The sequence below is a fragment of the Pseudarthrobacter arbutini genome (genome assembly GCF_054510915.1).
Genome location: NZ_JBTNDQ010000002.1, coordinates 332,378 through 347,309, shown reverse-complemented (window position 1 = coordinate 347,309; position 14,932 = coordinate 332,378). Strand labels below are relative to the sequence as shown.

The window sequence follows — 14,932 nt, the reverse complement described above, 5'->3', positions numbered from 1 at the left end:
GCTCATGACGAGCCTCCGGCCCGTGCAGGGACGCGTTCGTGGACCTCGGCGACGGCCGCCGTCACGCCTGAGGTGATCTGCTCAACGTCGGCCGAGGTGCTGATGTACGGGGGCATGGTGTAGACGAGGTTCCGGAACGGCCGGACCCAGACCCCGTGCCGGATCGCCGCAGCCGTGACCGCCGTGACGTCGACGGCGTCGTGCAGTTCGATGACCCCGACGGCACCGATGGTGCGGACATCCCGGACGGACTCAAGGTCCACGGCGGGGGCGAGACCCGATTCGAGGCCGGCGCCGATCCGCGCGACGTCGGCCCGCCAGCCGCCGTCGCCGATGATGCCGAGACTGGCGTTCGCCACCGCACATGCCAGCGGGTTGGCCATAAACGTGGGGCCGTGCAGCAGCGCACCGGCCTGGCCGCGGGACACCGTCGACGCGATCTCCGCCGTGCAGAGCATGGCGGCGAGGGTCAGGTACCCGCCGGTCAGGGCCTTGCCCACGCACATGATGTCCGGCACGACGCCGGCATGACCGGCCGCGAACAGCTCGCCGGTCCGCCCAAAACCGGTGGCGATCTCATCGAAGATGAGCAGCAGGCCGTGCCGGTCCGCCACCTGCCGCAGCACTGTGAGGCATTCGGCCGGGTAGGCGTGCATGCCGCCGGCACCCTGCAGGACCGGTTCGACGATGATCGCGGCCAGCTCCCCGGAATGCGCAGCCGCGATGTCCCCGACCTCGGATGCCCACGCCCGCACGGTTTCCGGGGTCGCGGAGGCGGCTGCCGGGGGACGGGGCGCAAACACGTTGCTGGCCAGCAGGCCCGGGAAAGCGGAGTGCATCCCGTCCACGGGATCACAGACCCCCATCGCCGCGAACGTATCGCCGTGGTACCCGCCGCGGATGCTCAGGAACCGCTGCCTCAGCGGGTGCCCGGACGCGGTCTGGAACTGCACCGCCAGCTTCAGCGCAACCTCCACGGCAACCGAGCCCGAGTCCGCAAGGAATACCCGCTTCAAACCCGGCCGTCCGGGGGCGGACGGGGCCATGTCCACCAGCCGCTCGGCAAGTTCCACCGCGGGGGCGTGTGTGAGACCGCCGAACATCACGTGGCTAAAACTCTCCAGCTGCCGATGCGCGGCGGCGTCCAACACCGGGTTGCGGTAGCCGTGGATTACCGACCACCACGAAGACATCGCATCCACCACCTCATGGCGGGTGCCGTCCTCGCCACGAAGCCGCAGCCGCACGCCGTCGGCCGCCTCGACCTCCCACAGCGGAAGGTCCGGGGATGCCGGTGCGTAGGGGTGCCACAGCCGTGCGCGGTCCCGCTGGATCAGGCTCGGCGGTGTCTCGCCACTCATGGTGCGAGCACTCCGTGGCGGGAGCATTTGGCGGTCCAGCCCAGCGGCGTCACCTGGACTTTCATGCGCCGCCGGCAGGCGGCGCAGTACCGCGGCGGCTCCATCGCGAGGCGCTCACGGCAATTGTGGTGAACGTCCGACGCCGGGCTGGCGCCGACGTCGGACGGTTCACCGCAGTGCCCGCAGAACTCAGCCGTGGTTGCGGTTGCTGCATCGCCGGTGGTTAAGCTCGTCGAGCCTGGGGCCACGACCGCCGGGTTCCCTGGCCGAGCTTGCGAGGTTAGGGAGCGGTTGGGGATCATAGTGTCTTCTGGAGTTCCTTGATGGGCATGTTCAGCTCGACGAGAAGGTTCAGGTCGGCGTCTGCCGGGCGGCCCAGGGTGGTCAGGTAGTTGCCGACGATGACGGCGTTGATGCCGCCCATGAGGCCTGCCTTGGTTCCGAGGTCGCCGAGGGTCAGCTCCCGTCCGCCGGCGTAGCGCAGCACGGTGCGGGGCATCGCCAGCCGGAACGCGGCGATCGCGCGGAGGGCGTCCTTGCCGTCCATAATGCCCTGGTTTTCCAGCGGGGTTCCAGGGCGGGGGTTGAGGAAGTTCAGCGGGACTTCGTGGGGTTCGAGGGCCGCGAGCTGGGCGGCGAGTTCGGCCCGCTGTTCCAGGCTTTCGCCCATGCCGATGAGGGCGCCGCAGCACAGTTCCATGCCGGCGTCTTTGACCATGTTGCAGGTGTCGAGGCGCTCCTCGTAGCTGTGGGTGGTGACAACCTCCGGGAAGTAGCTGCGCGCGGTTTCGAGGTTGTGGTTGTAGCGGTGGACGCCCCAGCTGGCGAGCTGGTCCACCTGGCGCTGGGTGAGCATACCCAGGGAGCAGGCAATGTTGATGTCCACGGCTTCGTTGATCCGGTCGATCGCGAACTTGATCTGGTTCATCAGCTTGATGTCGGGGCCGCGGACGGCGGCGACGATGCAGAACTCGGTGGCTCCCGTTGCAGCGGTTTCCTTCGCGGCCTTGACGAGTTCGGGAATGTCGAGCCAGACGCCACGGACGGGGGAGTCGAAGAGGCCGGACTGGCTGCAGAAGTGGCAGTCCTCGGGGCAACCGCCCGTCTTGATCGAGATGATGCCTTCCACCTCCACGTCCTCACCGCAGTGCCGCAGCCGGACCTCGTGGGCCAGCTGCAGGGCGGAGGGCAGATCCCGGTCCGGTAGCCTGAGGATTTCCAGAAGCTGGCTTTCGGAGAGGCCGGTGCCCTGCTCCAGGACCTGCGTCCGGGCGGTTTCGAGGATGGTGCCGGTTTTGGCCTGGAGGTCTGGCTGCATCGTCATTGATCGTCCTTTAGGGGTGCTTAGCTGGGGATATTCCTCCGAACAAACGCTAGGTCTCAGTCAAAAGCGAGATTTTGTTGGGTTCCGACAAAGTGATGAAGCTGATATTGGACGGAGCAGTTGACCCGGGTAACGGACCCACTATCGGCTCGGCGTCCGGCAGACACCTACCAACTTCAGGACGCACTAAATGCCGCAGCTGCGGCATTCCCGGATTGGAGCATGGCTCTGGCGAGTAGGCGAAGAGGGTCCTGAAGGACGCGGCCCGGGTCATGTGGCTGTCGGCCGATCGGACCATGGAAGGGCTGAAGGGAGGTGAAATCGCTGTGAAGACACAACAGACCAAGAGCGCGGCGCGGCCTGCACAGGCATCCCGCAACGAGCGCGGGCATGACCAATTGTCGCCTCTCAGGGACCCCTCCGGCAGGATCAATTTTCTCAGGACAAAGAAGCGCCGCACCCCCTCGATGCGGGGTGCGGCAGTTGGCGTGAGGCCTTGACGAGGAGAATTGGGGGTGTGCACATTGTGCACACCCTGGGCTTCGGATCGGGCCGTACACCGGCCGGATTGGCTCGGATTGCCTATGTTTTCGGGAGTTCCCAGTGGTTGCAAGGGCTGGAGTCCGGTTCGAGTCCCACCTCGGGCACGTGTTTTCCCTGTTCAGGGGCTTGTAGGCCTCTGAGTGTGCACAAATGTTCACATGTGGGCCCCTTCGGGGGCTTTTTGTTGGCCGTTGCGTGGCTGGGCGACTCCTTCACTGGTTTGGGCAGCGGTGTCGCTGTTACTCATCCATGACAGGAAGCACCTGGGACTACATGACCCGCGTGACGACGGCGCTTGGCAGGAGGTTATCTCGTTCGGTGGCGGTGAGAATGACTACGAGCGGGTGGTGTCGGCCCCCGTCTGCATCCCTGCGTCGGGGCCGCCTGGCGTGGCGTTTCCACGAGCCGTGCGGATTGAGTGGGGGAGGCGGAACGCCGTGGTGAGCCGGTCGTCGTCGACTTGTGATCACGGGACTAGCCCATTTGCCGACGGGTCTGTTCTGCGCTTCTTGGCGCCGTCCAGATTAGTGCTTTGACCAAGCTGCTTCGCCCTTGCCGCATAATGAGCGCATGGGCCGCTGTGTATGCCGGTGCTGCTGTGTCAGAACGTTCATCCAGCACTATGACCATGCCTGGTGCGTCGCTCTTTGCTGGACAAACGTGGCCCGATCCGTGCCTTCAACATGGCCGTCGGCATGGAACTCAATTTCCTCGGCGAGACGACCTTTGCAGGGTGGATCGTGATGGCGCGTAATCATTTTCCGGCGAGAACGCGCCGTATTTAGTGGGTCCTGTCTAGCGTGCGACTTCGAAGGTGCCCGCGGCCCCCATGCCGCCGCCGACACACATTGAAACCACGACGAATTGTTGGTCGCGGCGCCGCGCCTCGAGCAGGGCGCTGCCAACCGCCCGTGAACCGGTCATTCCGTACGGGTGGCCCAGGGCGATCGCGCCACCGTTGACGTTCATCTTTTCCGGGTCGATTCCCAGGAAGTCACAGCAGTAAACCGCCTGGGAGGTGAAGGCTTCATTCAGTTCCCAGATCCCGATGTCATCAACGGTGAGCCCGTGGTTCTTCAAGAGCCGTGGAATGGCTGTGACCGGACCAATGCCCATTTCATCGGGTTCGCACCCGGTCACGGCAATGCCACCCGAGCTGATGCGCAACCAGGCCGTGGTCGCGAAGGGCGTCCGCGAGGAAATGGTGCAGCAGCATCCGGAAGTCGTCCAGAACCGGTTGGCTGCACAGGACGATGCCAGCAAGTGGATCATCGGGAACCAGGCGGCCGCGGCCGATCTGCTCAACACCTCCGGGCTCGGCGGCAAGGCGCCCGACATCGCTGCGGCCTACGTCGAGCACTATGCGAGCGAGGTGGCACCCAAGCTCCAGCCGACGTTCAAGGCAACGAAGGAGACCGTGGACCGCATGGCCGAACTTGCCCTGCGCTTTGGCAGCGTCAAGGAGGGCGACATCACCTATGAGGCGCTCGTCCCGGAGTTCGCCCGGGCATGAGTGACGTGATGAAGACAGCAAACGACGGCGGCGTGGCGACGCGCCACGAATCGCCCACCGGGCTCGACCTTGACCGTCTGGGGGATTGGCTGGCCGGGGAGTGCCCCGGACTCGTTGACGGGGAGCTCTCAGCCAGCCTGATCCAGGGCGGAAAATCGAACCTGACGTATGAGCTCACCGACGGCGTCCGCCAATGGATTGTGCGCCGCCCACCGCTGGGCACAATTATGGCCACCGCCCACGACATGCGCCGCGAGTACACCATGGCCGATGCGCTTCGAAACACGGATGTCCCGGTGGCCACGATGATTGCCTACTGCGGCGACAAGGACGTCCTGGGTGCCGACTTCTACATTATGGAGCGGATTGAAGGCGTGCCGTACCGGTATGCCGACGAGATCAAACCGCTCGGCGAGGCACGCACGCGGGCCATCGGGACCGAGCTGGTGCGTACCTTGGCGAAGCTGCACCGCGTGGATCCCGCCGAAGTTGGCCTGCATGACTTCGGCAGGCCCGAGGGCTTCCTCGGTCGCCAGGTGAAGCGCTGGAAGCAGCAGCTCGATGCATCCTTCACCCGCGAACTTTCCGGCGCGGACAAGCTTTACGAAAAGCTCGTTGCCGCAGTGCCCTCCGAGTCTGCCTCGGGCATCGTCCATGGCGATTTTCGCCTGGACAACGTGTTGATGGGGGCCGACGACCTGCCGGCCGCAGTCATCGACTGGGAGATGGCCACGCTGGGGGACCCGCTGCTGGACTTGGCGCTGATGCTGCTCTACCAGCGGCGCGCACGGATCGTGGCAGCTCGGCCGTCGACGGACCCAGCCACATACGACGTGACCATGGCGCCGGGCTACCCCTCTGAGGAGGAGTTCATGGCGCTGTTCGAGACAGAGAGCGGCCGCTCTCTTGACGGATTCGGCTTCTACATGGGATTGGCTTGCTTCATGCTGGCCGGCATTTCCGGAGGCGTCCGCTACAGACACATCAACCGCCAACTGTTGGCGAGGGCTTCGAAGACAGCGGCAGCACTGTGCCTTTGCTGCTGGGACTCGGGCTCGAATCACTGAAGGAGTATAAGTAGATGGATTTCTCAACGGACGAGCGGACCGAACTCCTGAAGAAGGAGCTTGTCGACTTCATGTATGGGTATGTGTACCCGAACGAAGCCGCATACCAGGAGGAACTGGACAACCTTGAGAACCCGTACGCGTTCTCGGAATCCCCGATCCTGCAGAAATTGCGTGCCGAAGCGCGCCGCCGTGGCCTGTGGAACCTGTTCCTGCCCGGCGAAGAGGGGGCCGGGCTGACCAACGTGCAGTACGCCCCGCTTGCCGAAATCACCGGACGCAGCCGCACCCTTGCCCCGGCGGCACTGAACTGCGCAGCCCCGGACACCGGCAACATGGAGTTGCTTGCCGAGTTCGGCACCGAAGAGCAGAAGGAAAAGTGGCTCAAGCCGCTGCTCAACGGCGAAATCCGTTCCGCCTCTGCCATGACGGAACCCGCCGTCGCCTCCTCGGATGCGACAAACATTGAGACCTCCATCGTGCGTGACGGCGATGACTACGTGATCAACGGCCGCAAATGGTTCATCACCGGTGCGATGAACCCGAACGCCAAAATCCTGATCGTCATGGGCAAGACCGACCCGACGGCCGATCGCCATCGTCAGCAGAGCCAGATCCTGGTTCCGCGCGACACCCCGGGCGTGAACATCAAGCGCGGCATGAAGATCCTCGGCTTCGAGGACACCTACAACGGCGGCCACGCCGAAATCGTGTTCGAGAACGTGCGGGTCCCAGTGACAAACCTGATCGGCGGGGAAGGCGACGGATTCGCCATCGCCTAGGCCCGTCTGGGCCCCGGCCGCATCCACCACTGCATGCGTGCCATCGGCATGGCCGAGCGTGCCATCTCCATGATGTGCGAGCGTGCCGACAGCCGTGTTGCCTTCGGCAAGCCGCTGAGCGACCAGGCCTCCAGCCAGACAGGATGCGCGTGTCTTGGACAAAGAGACCGTGAGGATGTTCGGAGTGCATATCCCCGTTCGGCAAGGAGATGCAGAACGATGATCCCTCCACCAAAGTGACCGCCCCGGCCCCCCCCCCCAACGGCCCGGCCGCCGTATCAGCATTCCACCCAGCCATCCCGGCCCCCTAAACAAACCGACGCCGCGTAACCTGACCCTGTGGGGCGCTGACGTCGCTGCCAATTCTGCAATCGACGCTACTCTTGCTTTCTCCCCGGAGCCAGAGCATGGACACTTGATGCCCGCGCGCAATGGAAGCACATTCGAGCAAAAAGACCCTGGAACTTCGCCCGGCACTACCCCCATCGTCACGATCATCGCAATGGCGCCTGCGGCGTTCAGGTCACAGCCGGCACGCAGGCCGCCTTCTTCGCAGACTCGCTCCCCACGAGCATGCGCTACACCGTGTCAGCTCTCGGCATGACGCTGGCGGGCCTGTTCTTCGGCGCCCCCATCGCGTTCATCGCCGCATGGATCTTCCAGAACACCGCAAACGGCACCGTGGCACGGACGGCCATCGCTCATCGTCTCGTGGGTGATCTCCATCATTGCCACGCTGACGCTGCCGGAGCGGTACAAGCAGTCGCTCCACGAGGAGCACTGACCGCAGCCCGCCATCCGTGGTGGGGGTAAGCAGTCTTGCACTTCCACCAGCCTGAGTCCTTACTTGTGGGAGGAGGCGAAGCCTCCCGAGCTTGCCACCAACAGCTCGTGTGGCGTGCAGGCTGAACCAACGGCTATCGGAGGACGCAGCAATGTTCGCTCGCGTCAGCACGTACCGGCCTGCTCCTGACAGCACGGGAGCCCCTTCAGAAGAAACCGTTAGTCAGGTGCTTGGGCTGCCAGGATGCCGGGGGATCTATTACCTGCTGGGAAAAGAAAACACGTCGCTCTCGATAACTCTTTGGGATGACGAGGACGCGCTTGCAGGCAGCCGTCAGGTTGCGGACCGTATCCGTTCCGAGACCAGCGCCGAGCAACACATGGAGGTCCTTGGGGTGGATGAATTTGATGTGCTCACCCAGCACCTAACGGATTGAGCGTCCAGACCCTATCCGTGCCATAAAGGGGGATTGGGCGCACAGCCACCGTAGCGGAGCTGAGGGCGCAAACGGTATCCAAACGTATCGGTGTCAGTACTTTGCGATGGCGATGGCACGATATCGCCCCAGGATCATAAATTTCACAGGGTACAGGTCTTGATGGCTGGACCATTCAAGAAATCCTTCAGGTCCATCGGAGCTTCGTGCCCGTGGAGGGGAGGACTCGGCGGGCGTCCGCCGGTGATGACGGCGGCGAAAGTTGAGGCAGTCAAGGACCTTCGTCGTCGGGGAAGAAATGAAGGAGATCGCGGAGACCCTCAGCGTGAGCATTTCCACCCTGACTGTGGGCCCGCGAACGGGCAAGCCATGGCGGGAGCCTCAGGCCATCCTGCAGAACGTTGCCTAACTCAGTTCCGTACGGGTCAAAGAGACGCCGAAGGCACCGGCCTCCACCAAGGCGCGGGGTACTACGGTTACAGGCCCTTGATTTTATCGGCCGGAACGAGCCCTAGCTGCCTGTTTCTTCGGGATCCCTGCGTGCCCGTTTCTCCTCCGGGCTGGCGTGTGCGGCATCGGGCACCAGGTCCGGGTCGACAACGGGGGAGAAGGCATCAGCGGGAACTTCGTTCCCCTGAGGGCCGTCGTCGGGGTCAGGGGAGCCGTTGTTCGGAATCTCACTCATTTGCACACCGTAGGCCCGCAGGTCCACCCTGTCCATGGATCTGGCGTACGACGTTCCATCACGGCACCTGCCAGGCAGCTTCGGCGAGGATGAACATCGGAGCCAACGCCGAAGTGGTGGTCATATCGACGAGATGGCTCAGGATGCCGGTTCGATGAGTTCCGGGCCGTTGTTCCGGACGCTGTTTTCTCGGTCGCTGACGATCCGAGGGGTCAGAACTGGCTCCGGGATGCCGTCCAGCAGCTGCTGCACGCCGTCCTTGTCGGTCGTTCCGGGGTCCAGCCAGTCCGCGTACATTTCAGTCGGTACGATAACGGGGGCCCGATCGTGGACATGGCCGAGGGTGTCGTGGGCCGTTGTGGTGAGGACTGTGCAGCTGAGGAGCCAGCGGCCAGGATCATCTTCGGGCAGCGACGGGTCCGGCCAGAACTCGTAGAGGCCGGCGAACGCGAGCAGGCCGCCCTTCTCGGAGTAGAGGTAGTTCGGGATCTTCTTCCCGTCCTCGGACTTCTGCCATTCGTAGTAGCCCTCTGCGGAGATCAGGGCGCGGCGTTTCACGGCTGCTTTGCGGAACGAGGGCTTCTCCAGGATGGATTCGCTGCGGGCATTGATCAGCCTGGAGCCGATTTTGAGGTCTTTGGCCCAAGACGGGACCAGGCCCCAGCGGGCGATGAGCAGGCGCCGGTCAATGACGCCCTCGTCCAGCCTCTCCGCGATGATCGGAACGTCCTGCGTCGGGGCCACGTTCCAGCTCGGGGGAGGCGGGCTCCCTTCGATATCCCTGGCATCGAAAGCGGAAAGAAGATCCCCCGTGGCCTTGGACATCACATATCTGCCGCACATGGGCCCATTCTGCCCCATGGGCCGGGAACACACTGCGGATTCGGTGGCTGGCTGGAGGGTTCAAAGCGTCCCTGCGTCAACGGATAAGGCTTTGAGCAGTCCTGACAAGCGAGGGCCGGGGGGGACCCCCTTACCCCGGCCTCCGTGTGACGGGTCGTTTATCCGGTTAACAACGGTGTCGTCGATGCCTCCGTTTCTTAGCGTTCCTGGCGTGGATGACCGGCGCTTGGGAGGTCCTGGGGACCTACTCCTAGGCGATGCCGATACATAAGATTGCTACATGGAACAGATGCAGGAAACGAGCTCTGAACAACCGGAGTTGTCTGCCACGACAGTTTTCGCAAGTCTCGCGGAGTTGAGGGACGCTCCCGGCTATAGCCCAAAGGCAATAGCCGAACGACTAGTGAACTCGCTGGGCGCGGAGGCCACCGCACCTCTGCTGGGCATCAGCGTCGATCTTCTGGATCGCTGGAAAACGGGCCAGGACGCGCCGGATGCGGAAGGCCGACTCAAGCTTGCAGACCTGGATGCCCTTGTTGGGAACCTCCACGGTGCCTTCACCCCGGGCCAGGCCATGTTCTGGATGTGCAGCCCCAACGTGCGGCTGGGCTCCAGACCAATCGATGTCTACCGCACGCAGGGATCGGCCCCGGTGATCGGCGCCATCCGGGCCCACCTGCAGGAGGATTTCGACTGATTGGATTCTCCGGGGAACGGCCCCCGGTTCCTCCCACGTCAACTGCCAACGGGCGCCGGCATTGAAATCTCTGCGCTGTCACGGACTGCTGAGCCGCACACCGAGCTGCTGCTCCCCGGCATCGTCGCCAATCATGGCGCCGGCAAGGTACGCGGTGAGCTCGGCAATCCGGGTGTGCCAACGGGCTTGGTCATCGTCCTTTTGGGTGGTCTGTTGTTTCCCAGCCTGGGATGGCCGTTGCCCGAACGCCATGACGGCGACTAGAGGGAGCGGGCACTTTTCCGGCGATCGGGTTCGTGAGACCATCCCGATATGAGCCAACAAGCCAACGACACTGCAGAGGCGGTTCTTCCCGGTCAGGGGGCAATGACCTCGCCGGGGAGCGTGAGCAGCGCAATCCCACGGCGGGGCAGCCGCGGGCGGTCGGTTCCCGCGGGAGGGATGCGGAAATGAAGTTGGAGCACAATCAAAAGGAAACGCGACTTCGAGATCGCTGAAATTACTCGGACCGGGACGATTGAGGTCCGTTCGCCTGGGTCGATGCTGGTGAGCTGGCACGCCCTCCGGTTGGGTCAGTCATACCGCTGGGGCCGGGCGGGGCGGCACGGGAGGAGGGCTTGTGGTGCTGGAAGGCGAGACGTGGAGGCCGGTGGATCCGTGGTGGGTCAGGGATAACCTGCGTGAGGCCATTGATCGTCTCGTGGCGTTGGGGTACACGGTGCGCGGTGGGCAGGGCGAGGACCCCGAGCTGATCGATCCTGGTGGTTCGGCCGTGCAGACTTGGCGCGAGGACTACCCCTATGAGGAGCGGATGTCCCGGGAGGAATACGAGCTGGAGAAATACCGGCTGCAGGTCGAGTTGTTGAAGTTCCAGTACTGGGGCCAGGACCACGGCCGCAGACACGTGGTCGTCTTCGAGGGCCGCGACGCCGCCGGGAAGGGCGGAACCATCAAGCGCTTCACCGAGCATCTGGATCCGCGCTCGGCGCGTACCGTGGCGCTGAGCAAACCGTCAGACCGCGAACAAGGCCAGTGGTACTTCCAGCGCTACATCCAACACCTGCCCACGGCAGGGGAGGTCGTGCTGTTCGACCGCTCCTGGTACAACCGGGCGAACGTGGAACGGGTCATGGGTTTCTGCACCAACGAGGAGTATGCCGTGTTCATGGATCAGGCCCCGGTGTTCGAAAGGATGCTGGTGGACTCCGGAATCCATTTGACCAAGTTCTGGTTTTCCGTGACCAGGCACGAGCAGAGGACCCGGTTCGCGATCCGCCAGATTGACCCAGTCAGGCGCTGGAAACTCTCGCCCGTGGATTTGGCATCCCTGGACCGGTGGGAGGAGTATACGCAGGCCAAGGAAGAGACGTTCCTGCGCACTGACACCGAGCACGCACCCTGGATGACGATCAAGTCCAATGACAAGAAGAGAGGCCGAATCAATGCCATGCGCTTCTTCCTGAACCAGTTCGATTACGACGACAAGGACGCTTCGGTGGTTCAAACCCCCGATCCTCTTATCGTGCGCCGCGGCCGAGACGCTGTCGGGGACTGACACGGACCGGATCCGTCATGGTTGTCGTCCCTGGTCCGTGACCTTCGGAAAGTCTCCCTGTTTCCGTGCATCAGTCTTCAAGCAGTCTCGTGACCGGTCGTTTTGTGAATCATAGGATTCGTTGCCCAGATTCTCTTTCCGGAAGACGTGCACGTGCGGATAGTTTCGGGGGTGGTGAGGGCGGAGCTTTTCGTGCACTGCCCCGTCGTTGCTGTCAGGGATTAGTTTCGGTGGGAGTCCTATGCCTGCGGTTCAGGTCCATCCGGATGTCGCCATGGTGATGAGGGTTCTCGGCGGTCGGCGAAGTTCAGCTATGGATCACCCACGGTCCCGCTGCATCCTCCTCGCCATCCTCGGCACCCCGGCCTGCTTCAGATCCGACGACGGCGTGGAGCACATGCGGCATCTCACCTGTCACAGGGGACAATGCTCACCAGAATTGGCAGACGACCATCCGCGCCGTCGCGGCATTCGTGCCAGAGTCGCGCCAGTCCACTGAGGCTGTTCTCTTCTTAGATGCGGCCCGCTGTAAGGTCGGGGTCAGCATCAGGATCCGCACCGCTGGCATCCTGCAGAGGTGCCGACGACACCGGCTTTTCACCAGGCGCCTCCAATGAACGCCACTCACTCACCCCAGCCGCGATCATGGCCAACATCCCGCCAATCCACAACCACTTCCGGGACGCCGGTCGTCCAGCCTCAACTGGAACGACATCCACGACCTCGGCCGCGCCCTTCGGCGCAAGACGCTTCAGACGTTCTTGAACCCGCGGAGTCAGTGTTTCCACACCGCCTGCCAACTCGTCAGCGAGCCCGCGCAAAACCGCTTGGAGGGGAGGGGATGCAGTTTCGATGTCTATGAGCCCGCCCACCGCTCTTTGCAGTGCAGCCTGAACTCCAGGCGTGGCCCATTCCTTGCCCCGTCATGAGGACAACCTACCTGTAGGTGCCGCCCGAGGGTCAGCAATAAGACGGAAGTAGCAGGGCTACCGGAAGGGGTGTCTTGAAAAGCACAGCTTTCCAAGACACGATCCACGGCCCGGATGCAGTCACAGCGATCAGGGGCTGAGGTGATTTCGTCGCAAACCAATAGCGAGGGTCCGTTGACGAGTGCTAGGGCAATTGCCACGCGCTGGCGTTGGCCTCCGCTTAGTCGCGGCTGCCCGCCGCAGAAACGAACGCGTGGTCATCGTAGCTGCGCTGTCCATAACGTCGGGAGGGATCGCGGCTTCCTGCAGGACATGGCGGAGGACTTCGGGCCTTCCTCCACCACCGACATCGGCAAACGAACGGGTGTGCGGCCCAACGCCGTGGGCAACTACCGAACCCGACTGGTGGACGCACGGCTCATAGAGCCTGCAGGACACGGGCTTGTCGACTTCGCCATCCCAGACTGCGCGAATACCTGACACCGCGTTAGCAGCATTCCCGCACCGGGGCGTCTTAGGGGGCGGGGTGCTTTCGGATTCTGGGGTTTCAAGAGGGCCCCGGGGTGGTCAAAGTGAGCTCAACGTTCGTGCGCGGCCTGCGGGTGATGCCGGCGGCGCGGCCCACGTCGCCCGGTGGCGTTCGCGCCCGCCCTTCACAGGGAATTCCAAGGTTCAGGTACGCATAATGAACCGAAGCTTCGGTCACCCGCTATTTGACCGGAGCTTCGCCAATTGAGCGCTTCTCGGTCGCACATGTTGGGTCATGACCGTGGCCCCCTTTGGTGGGCGGCGGGACTGCAGGTATCCTCCGCAAAGGAGTAGATGGTCACGGACTGGTCTGTGAGTTTCCAGCGTGATACTGAGGACCGTCGAAAGGTTTTGAGTAGTTGCACCAGCTCTAGTTCCGGCCAGGTGATCTCAGCAATGAACGACCGGAAAGCTCTGCCACTTGCCCGGGTTGCCGGAATGCCGGGAGAGTGGGCGCAACAGGATGTTCGTTCCGGGCTCTCGACGCCGTGCCCGAGAATCCGGTAACCACAGTGCGCGCAGAGCGGCGCCATGGCGTGGATGGCGCACTCAAACTGTCGACGTTGCGGATCCATCTCCCCGGGTGATAGTAAACGTCTTGTGATGGTCGTTGCCTCAGGTGAGACGTTCATAGTGAACTCCTTTCAATGGGTTCTAAGATCCTCTGATCGTGAAGGTGGCGCCGTAGGCCCGTTTCGTTGTTCGACGGCAGCAAGGGAAAGCCCGGATATGCCCCGACTGCGCGAGACCTCGCCGATGGCATCCCGAAACCCATTTTTCTTCCTGTGACCTGCAGGTGGTCAGCGCGCCAGCATGCGGCCGTTGATAACGACCCTGCAGGAGGCATTCCCGGCCCGGGCACTGAGGTGTAAAGTGATCCGCACCCCTCGTGTCACAGAAGACGAGGATGCCATATCTGAAGTCCGGTCCGCCGCGGCGGACCGACCGTACACCTGATGGTTGTACCTGCAGAATCAAAAAAGAGCCGGGGGCAGACCGGCATCTAAGTGGATGCGTGAATACGTGATGATCAAAGCCCCAGGACGGCATGACAGCAGCTGGAACTCTGCTCCGGCCCCACAGCCATCACTGCCACACTGCCGTCAGTGCAACACTGACGCTTACGTGGAAGTTACTGGATATGTGCCGGCCTCGTACGGTTTGGAAGGGGAAGGCCTCCTGCCACCCGTCGTGAGCTATAACTGCAGACATTGCGGCAGCCACTACGCCCACCGGACCCGGGAAGAGTGGGCCCCACAGGGCTGGCAGTGGTACGCCTGAGTTGCAGGCTCCTTAGATCCAGCTGGAGGATCTACCCTGGCTTCATTGTCACACCGGGACCGAGCCCTTCCCAGGTGCTCTGGCTTAGCCGTTCGCGCAGCCCTTGGTCCAGTCCGGCGGTTACGGATGCCCGCAGCCAAGGAGGGATGCCGCTCCGAGTTCCGGTATGGCCCGTTGCCCGGACCGTGATCTTTGTCGCAGACGTTGATGAGAAGGACATGCGGGCGGCCCATAAAGACGGCGTCCTTGCAGGCAATGGCCAGTCTCGGCTTCCCGCCTGCGAAACCGCCGGCAGGTCCGCGGCATTCCGAAACGTCAACACGCCTCCACCTTGACGCCAGCGACCTCTGTGCCGCCGGTTAAAGGGGTGTGTTAACCACAGCGTTCGTCTCGCCAGCTCTCGACCACCAGACTCGGCTTGCTGGACCGAAAACCACCGGGGAACCTGGCTCAGCAGATGCAGGCAACGAGCAGTTGTTCGCCTTCGCGGAGCTGACCAAGCAGCCTGCCCCTCACGGTGCCCCCTGACCCGGTCAGTGGCGCTGCGGTCGCCGTGAGCCGACGGCCACCCCCTATTACTGGCTGCCCGATCAGGCCTACACTG

General features: G+C 63.4%; 15 protein-coding genes and 3 pseudogenes. 9 read left to right on the top strand and 9 right to left on the bottom strand.

The genetic code is table 11. The features are described 5' to 3' along the window. Nucleotides 1–2: 2 nt before the first annotated feature. The 4 genes from ACX80V_RS03725 to ACX80V_RS03710 form a co-directional block, all read right to left on the bottom strand. Nucleotides 3–1,361, bottom strand: coding sequence for an adenosylmethionine--8-amino-7-oxononanoate transaminase (locus tag ACX80V_RS03725; protein ID WP_485842003.1), 1,359 nt, complete (start codon nucleotides 1,359–1,361; stop codon nucleotides 3–5). Further along, on the bottom strand, nucleotides 1,358–1,663 hold the full coding sequence (gene bsaP / locus ACX80V_RS03720; protein ID WP_485842002.1) for a biotin synthase auxiliary protein BsaP: 306 nt from the start codon (nucleotides 1,661–1,663) through the stop codon (nucleotides 1,358–1,360). Before bsaP ends, ACX80V_RS03725 begins: the two co-directional genes overlap by 4 nt. Next, on the bottom strand, nucleotides 1,660–2,685 hold the full coding sequence (bioB, locus tag ACX80V_RS03715) for a biotin synthase BioB (RefSeq protein ID WP_485842001.1): 1,026 nt from the start codon (nucleotides 2,683–2,685) through the stop codon (nucleotides 1,660–1,662). Before bioB ends, bsaP begins: the two co-directional genes overlap by 4 nt. Before the next feature lie 1,338 nt (nucleotides 2,686–4,023). Then, the gene (locus ACX80V_RS03710; RefSeq protein ID WP_485842000.1) at nucleotides 4,024–4,344 is read right to left on the bottom strand and encodes a thiolase family protein; all 321 of its coding nucleotides are present in this window, start codon (nucleotides 4,342–4,344) and stop codon (nucleotides 4,024–4,026) included. On the opposite strand from ACX80V_RS03710, the gene ACX80V_RS03705 reads away from it, so the two are divergent. The 4 genes and pseudogenes from ACX80V_RS03705 to ACX80V_RS03690 form a co-directional block, all read left to right on the top strand. Continuing rightward, nucleotides 4,337–4,741 (top strand): substrate-binding domain-containing protein, encoded by a 405-nt coding sequence (locus tag ACX80V_RS03705; RefSeq protein WP_485841999.1) that lies wholly within the window; start codon nucleotides 4,337–4,339, stop codon nucleotides 4,739–4,741. The two genes, ACX80V_RS03710 and ACX80V_RS03705, sit on opposite strands and share 8 nt — an antisense overlap. Before the next feature lie 8 nt (nucleotides 4,742–4,749). Beyond that, nucleotides 4,750–5,808 (top strand): phosphotransferase family protein, encoded by a 1,059-nt coding sequence (locus tag ACX80V_RS03700; RefSeq protein WP_485841998.1) that lies wholly within the window; start codon nucleotides 4,750–4,752, stop codon nucleotides 5,806–5,808. A gap of 14 nt (nucleotides 5,809–5,822) precedes the next feature. After that, entirely contained in the window at nucleotides 5,823–6,590 is a 768-nt protein-coding gene (locus tag ACX80V_RS03695; protein WP_485841997.1) for an acyl-CoA dehydrogenase family protein, read from the top strand. A gap of 33 nt (nucleotides 6,591–6,623) precedes the next feature. After that, a pseudogene (locus ACX80V_RS03690) lies at nucleotides 6,624–6,743 on the top strand (hypothetical protein); the annotation flags it as partial. Here ACX80V_RS03690 and ACX80V_RS03685 read toward each other — a convergent pair. After that, nucleotides 6,721–6,888 (bottom strand): annotated as a pseudogene (locus tag ACX80V_RS03685) (glycogen debranching N-terminal domain-containing protein); the annotation flags it as partial. The pseudogenes ACX80V_RS03690 and ACX80V_RS03685 overlap by 23 nt on opposite strands. 275 nt (nucleotides 6,889–7,163) lie before the next feature. Here ACX80V_RS03685 and ACX80V_RS03680 point away from each other — a divergent pair. Together ACX80V_RS03680 and ACX80V_RS03675 are read left to right on the top strand one after the other, a co-directional pair. Then, the gene (locus ACX80V_RS03680) at nucleotides 7,164–7,403 is read left to right on the top strand and encodes a hypothetical protein (RefSeq protein WP_485841996.1); all 240 of its coding nucleotides are present in this window, start codon (nucleotides 7,164–7,166) and stop codon (nucleotides 7,401–7,403) included. 122 nt (nucleotides 7,404–7,525) lie between these two features. Continuing rightward, nucleotides 7,526–7,810 carry a hypothetical protein gene (locus tag ACX80V_RS03675; RefSeq protein WP_485841995.1) on the top strand — a complete coding sequence of 95 codons (285 nt, stop codon included), beginning with the start codon at nucleotides 7,526–7,528 and terminating at the stop codon, nucleotides 7,808–7,810. A 511-nt stretch (nucleotides 7,811–8,321) separates the two neighbouring features. Here the strand turns inward: ACX80V_RS03675 and ACX80V_RS03670 are convergent. Both ACX80V_RS03670 and ACX80V_RS03665 read right to left on the bottom strand, forming a co-directional pair. After that, the gene (locus tag ACX80V_RS03670) at nucleotides 8,322–8,495 is read right to left on the bottom strand and encodes a hypothetical protein (protein ID WP_485841994.1); all 174 of its coding nucleotides are present in this window, start codon (nucleotides 8,493–8,495) and stop codon (nucleotides 8,322–8,324) included. Nucleotides 8,496–8,633: 138 nt separating this feature from the next. Then, a complete protein-coding gene (locus ACX80V_RS03665; RefSeq protein WP_485841993.1) occupies nucleotides 8,634–9,338 on the bottom strand; it encodes an SOS response-associated peptidase in 705 nt (234 codons plus the stop codon). A 403-nt stretch (nucleotides 9,339–9,741) separates the two neighbouring features. Between ACX80V_RS03665 and ACX80V_RS03660 the strand changes: the two genes are divergently transcribed. After that, a complete protein-coding gene (locus tag ACX80V_RS03660; RefSeq protein WP_485841992.1) occupies nucleotides 9,742–10,035 on the top strand; it encodes a hypothetical protein in 294 nt (97 codons plus the stop codon). A gap of 78 nt (nucleotides 10,036–10,113) precedes the next feature. Here ACX80V_RS03660 and ACX80V_RS03655 read toward each other — a convergent pair whose 3' ends face one another. Continuing rightward, nucleotides 10,114–10,287 carry a hypothetical protein gene (locus ACX80V_RS03655; RefSeq protein ID WP_485841991.1) on the bottom strand — a complete coding sequence of 58 codons (174 nt, stop codon included), beginning with the start codon at nucleotides 10,285–10,287 and terminating at the stop codon, nucleotides 10,114–10,116. 367 nt (nucleotides 10,288–10,654) lie between these two features. On the opposite strand from ACX80V_RS03655, the gene ppk2 reads away from it, so the two are divergent. Next, complete coding sequence (gene ppk2 / locus ACX80V_RS03650; RefSeq protein ID WP_485841990.1) at nucleotides 10,655–11,590, top strand: polyphosphate kinase 2; 936 nt, start codon at nucleotides 10,655–10,657, stop codon at nucleotides 11,588–11,590. Nucleotides 11,591–12,647: 1,057 nt separating this feature from the next. On the opposite strand, the pseudogene ACX80V_RS03645 reads toward ppk2, so the two are convergent. Beyond that, nucleotides 12,648–12,743 (bottom strand): annotated as a pseudogene (locus ACX80V_RS03645) (ATP-binding cassette domain-containing protein); the annotation flags it as partial. A gap of 88 nt (nucleotides 12,744–12,831) precedes the next feature. On the opposite strand from ACX80V_RS03645, the gene ACX80V_RS21820 reads away from it, so the two are divergent. After that, a complete protein-coding gene (locus ACX80V_RS21820; RefSeq protein WP_498049669.1) occupies nucleotides 12,832–12,999 on the top strand; it encodes a DUF8462 domain-containing protein in 168 nt (55 codons plus the stop codon). Nucleotides 13,000–14,932: the final 1,933 nt, after the last annotated feature.

Excerpts from the sequence above, each read along its gene's own strand:
- ACX80V_RS03725 (WP_485842003.1), bottom strand. The coding sequence starts at position 1,361 with ATGAGTGGCGAGACACCGCCGAGCCTGATCCAGCGGGACCGCGCACGG.
- bsaP (WP_485842002.1), bottom strand. The coding sequence starts at position 1,663 with ATGATCCCCAACCGCTCCCTAACCTCGCAAGCTCGGCCAGGGAACCCG.
- bioB (WP_485842001.1), bottom strand. The coding sequence starts at position 2,685 with ATGACGATGCAGCCAGACCTCCAGGCCAAAACCGGCACCATCCTCGAA.
- ACX80V_RS03705 (WP_485841999.1), top strand. The coding sequence starts at position 4,337 with ATGCCCATTTCATCGGGTTCGCACCCGGTCACGGCAATGCCACCCGAG.
- ACX80V_RS03710 (WP_485842000.1), bottom strand. The coding sequence starts at position 4,344 with ATGGGCATTGGTCCGGTCACAGCCATTCCACGGCTCTTGAAGAACCAC.
- ACX80V_RS03700 (WP_485841998.1), top strand. The coding sequence starts at position 4,750 with ATGAAGACAGCAAACGACGGCGGCGTGGCGACGCGCCACGAATCGCCC.
- ACX80V_RS03695 (WP_485841997.1), top strand. The coding sequence starts at position 5,823 with ATGGATTTCTCAACGGACGAGCGGACCGAACTCCTGAAGAAGGAGCTT.
- ACX80V_RS03680 (WP_485841996.1), top strand. The coding sequence starts at position 7,164 with ATGCGCTACACCGTGTCAGCTCTCGGCATGACGCTGGCGGGCCTGTTC.
- ACX80V_RS03675 (WP_485841995.1), top strand. The coding sequence starts at position 7,526 with ATGTTCGCTCGCGTCAGCACGTACCGGCCTGCTCCTGACAGCACGGGA.
- ACX80V_RS03670 (WP_485841994.1), bottom strand. The coding sequence starts at position 8,495 with ATGAGTGAGATTCCGAACAACGGCTCCCCTGACCCCGACGACGGCCCT.
- ACX80V_RS03665 (WP_485841993.1), bottom strand. The coding sequence starts at position 9,338 with ATGTGCGGCAGATATGTGATGTCCAAGGCCACGGGGGATCTTCTTTCC.
- ACX80V_RS03655 (WP_485841991.1), bottom strand. The coding sequence starts at position 10,287 with ATGGCGTTCGGGCAACGGCCATCCCAGGCTGGGAAACAACAGACCACC.
- ACX80V_RS21820 (WP_498049669.1), top strand. The coding sequence starts at position 12,832 with ATGGCGGAGGACTTCGGGCCTTCCTCCACCACCGACATCGGCAAACGA.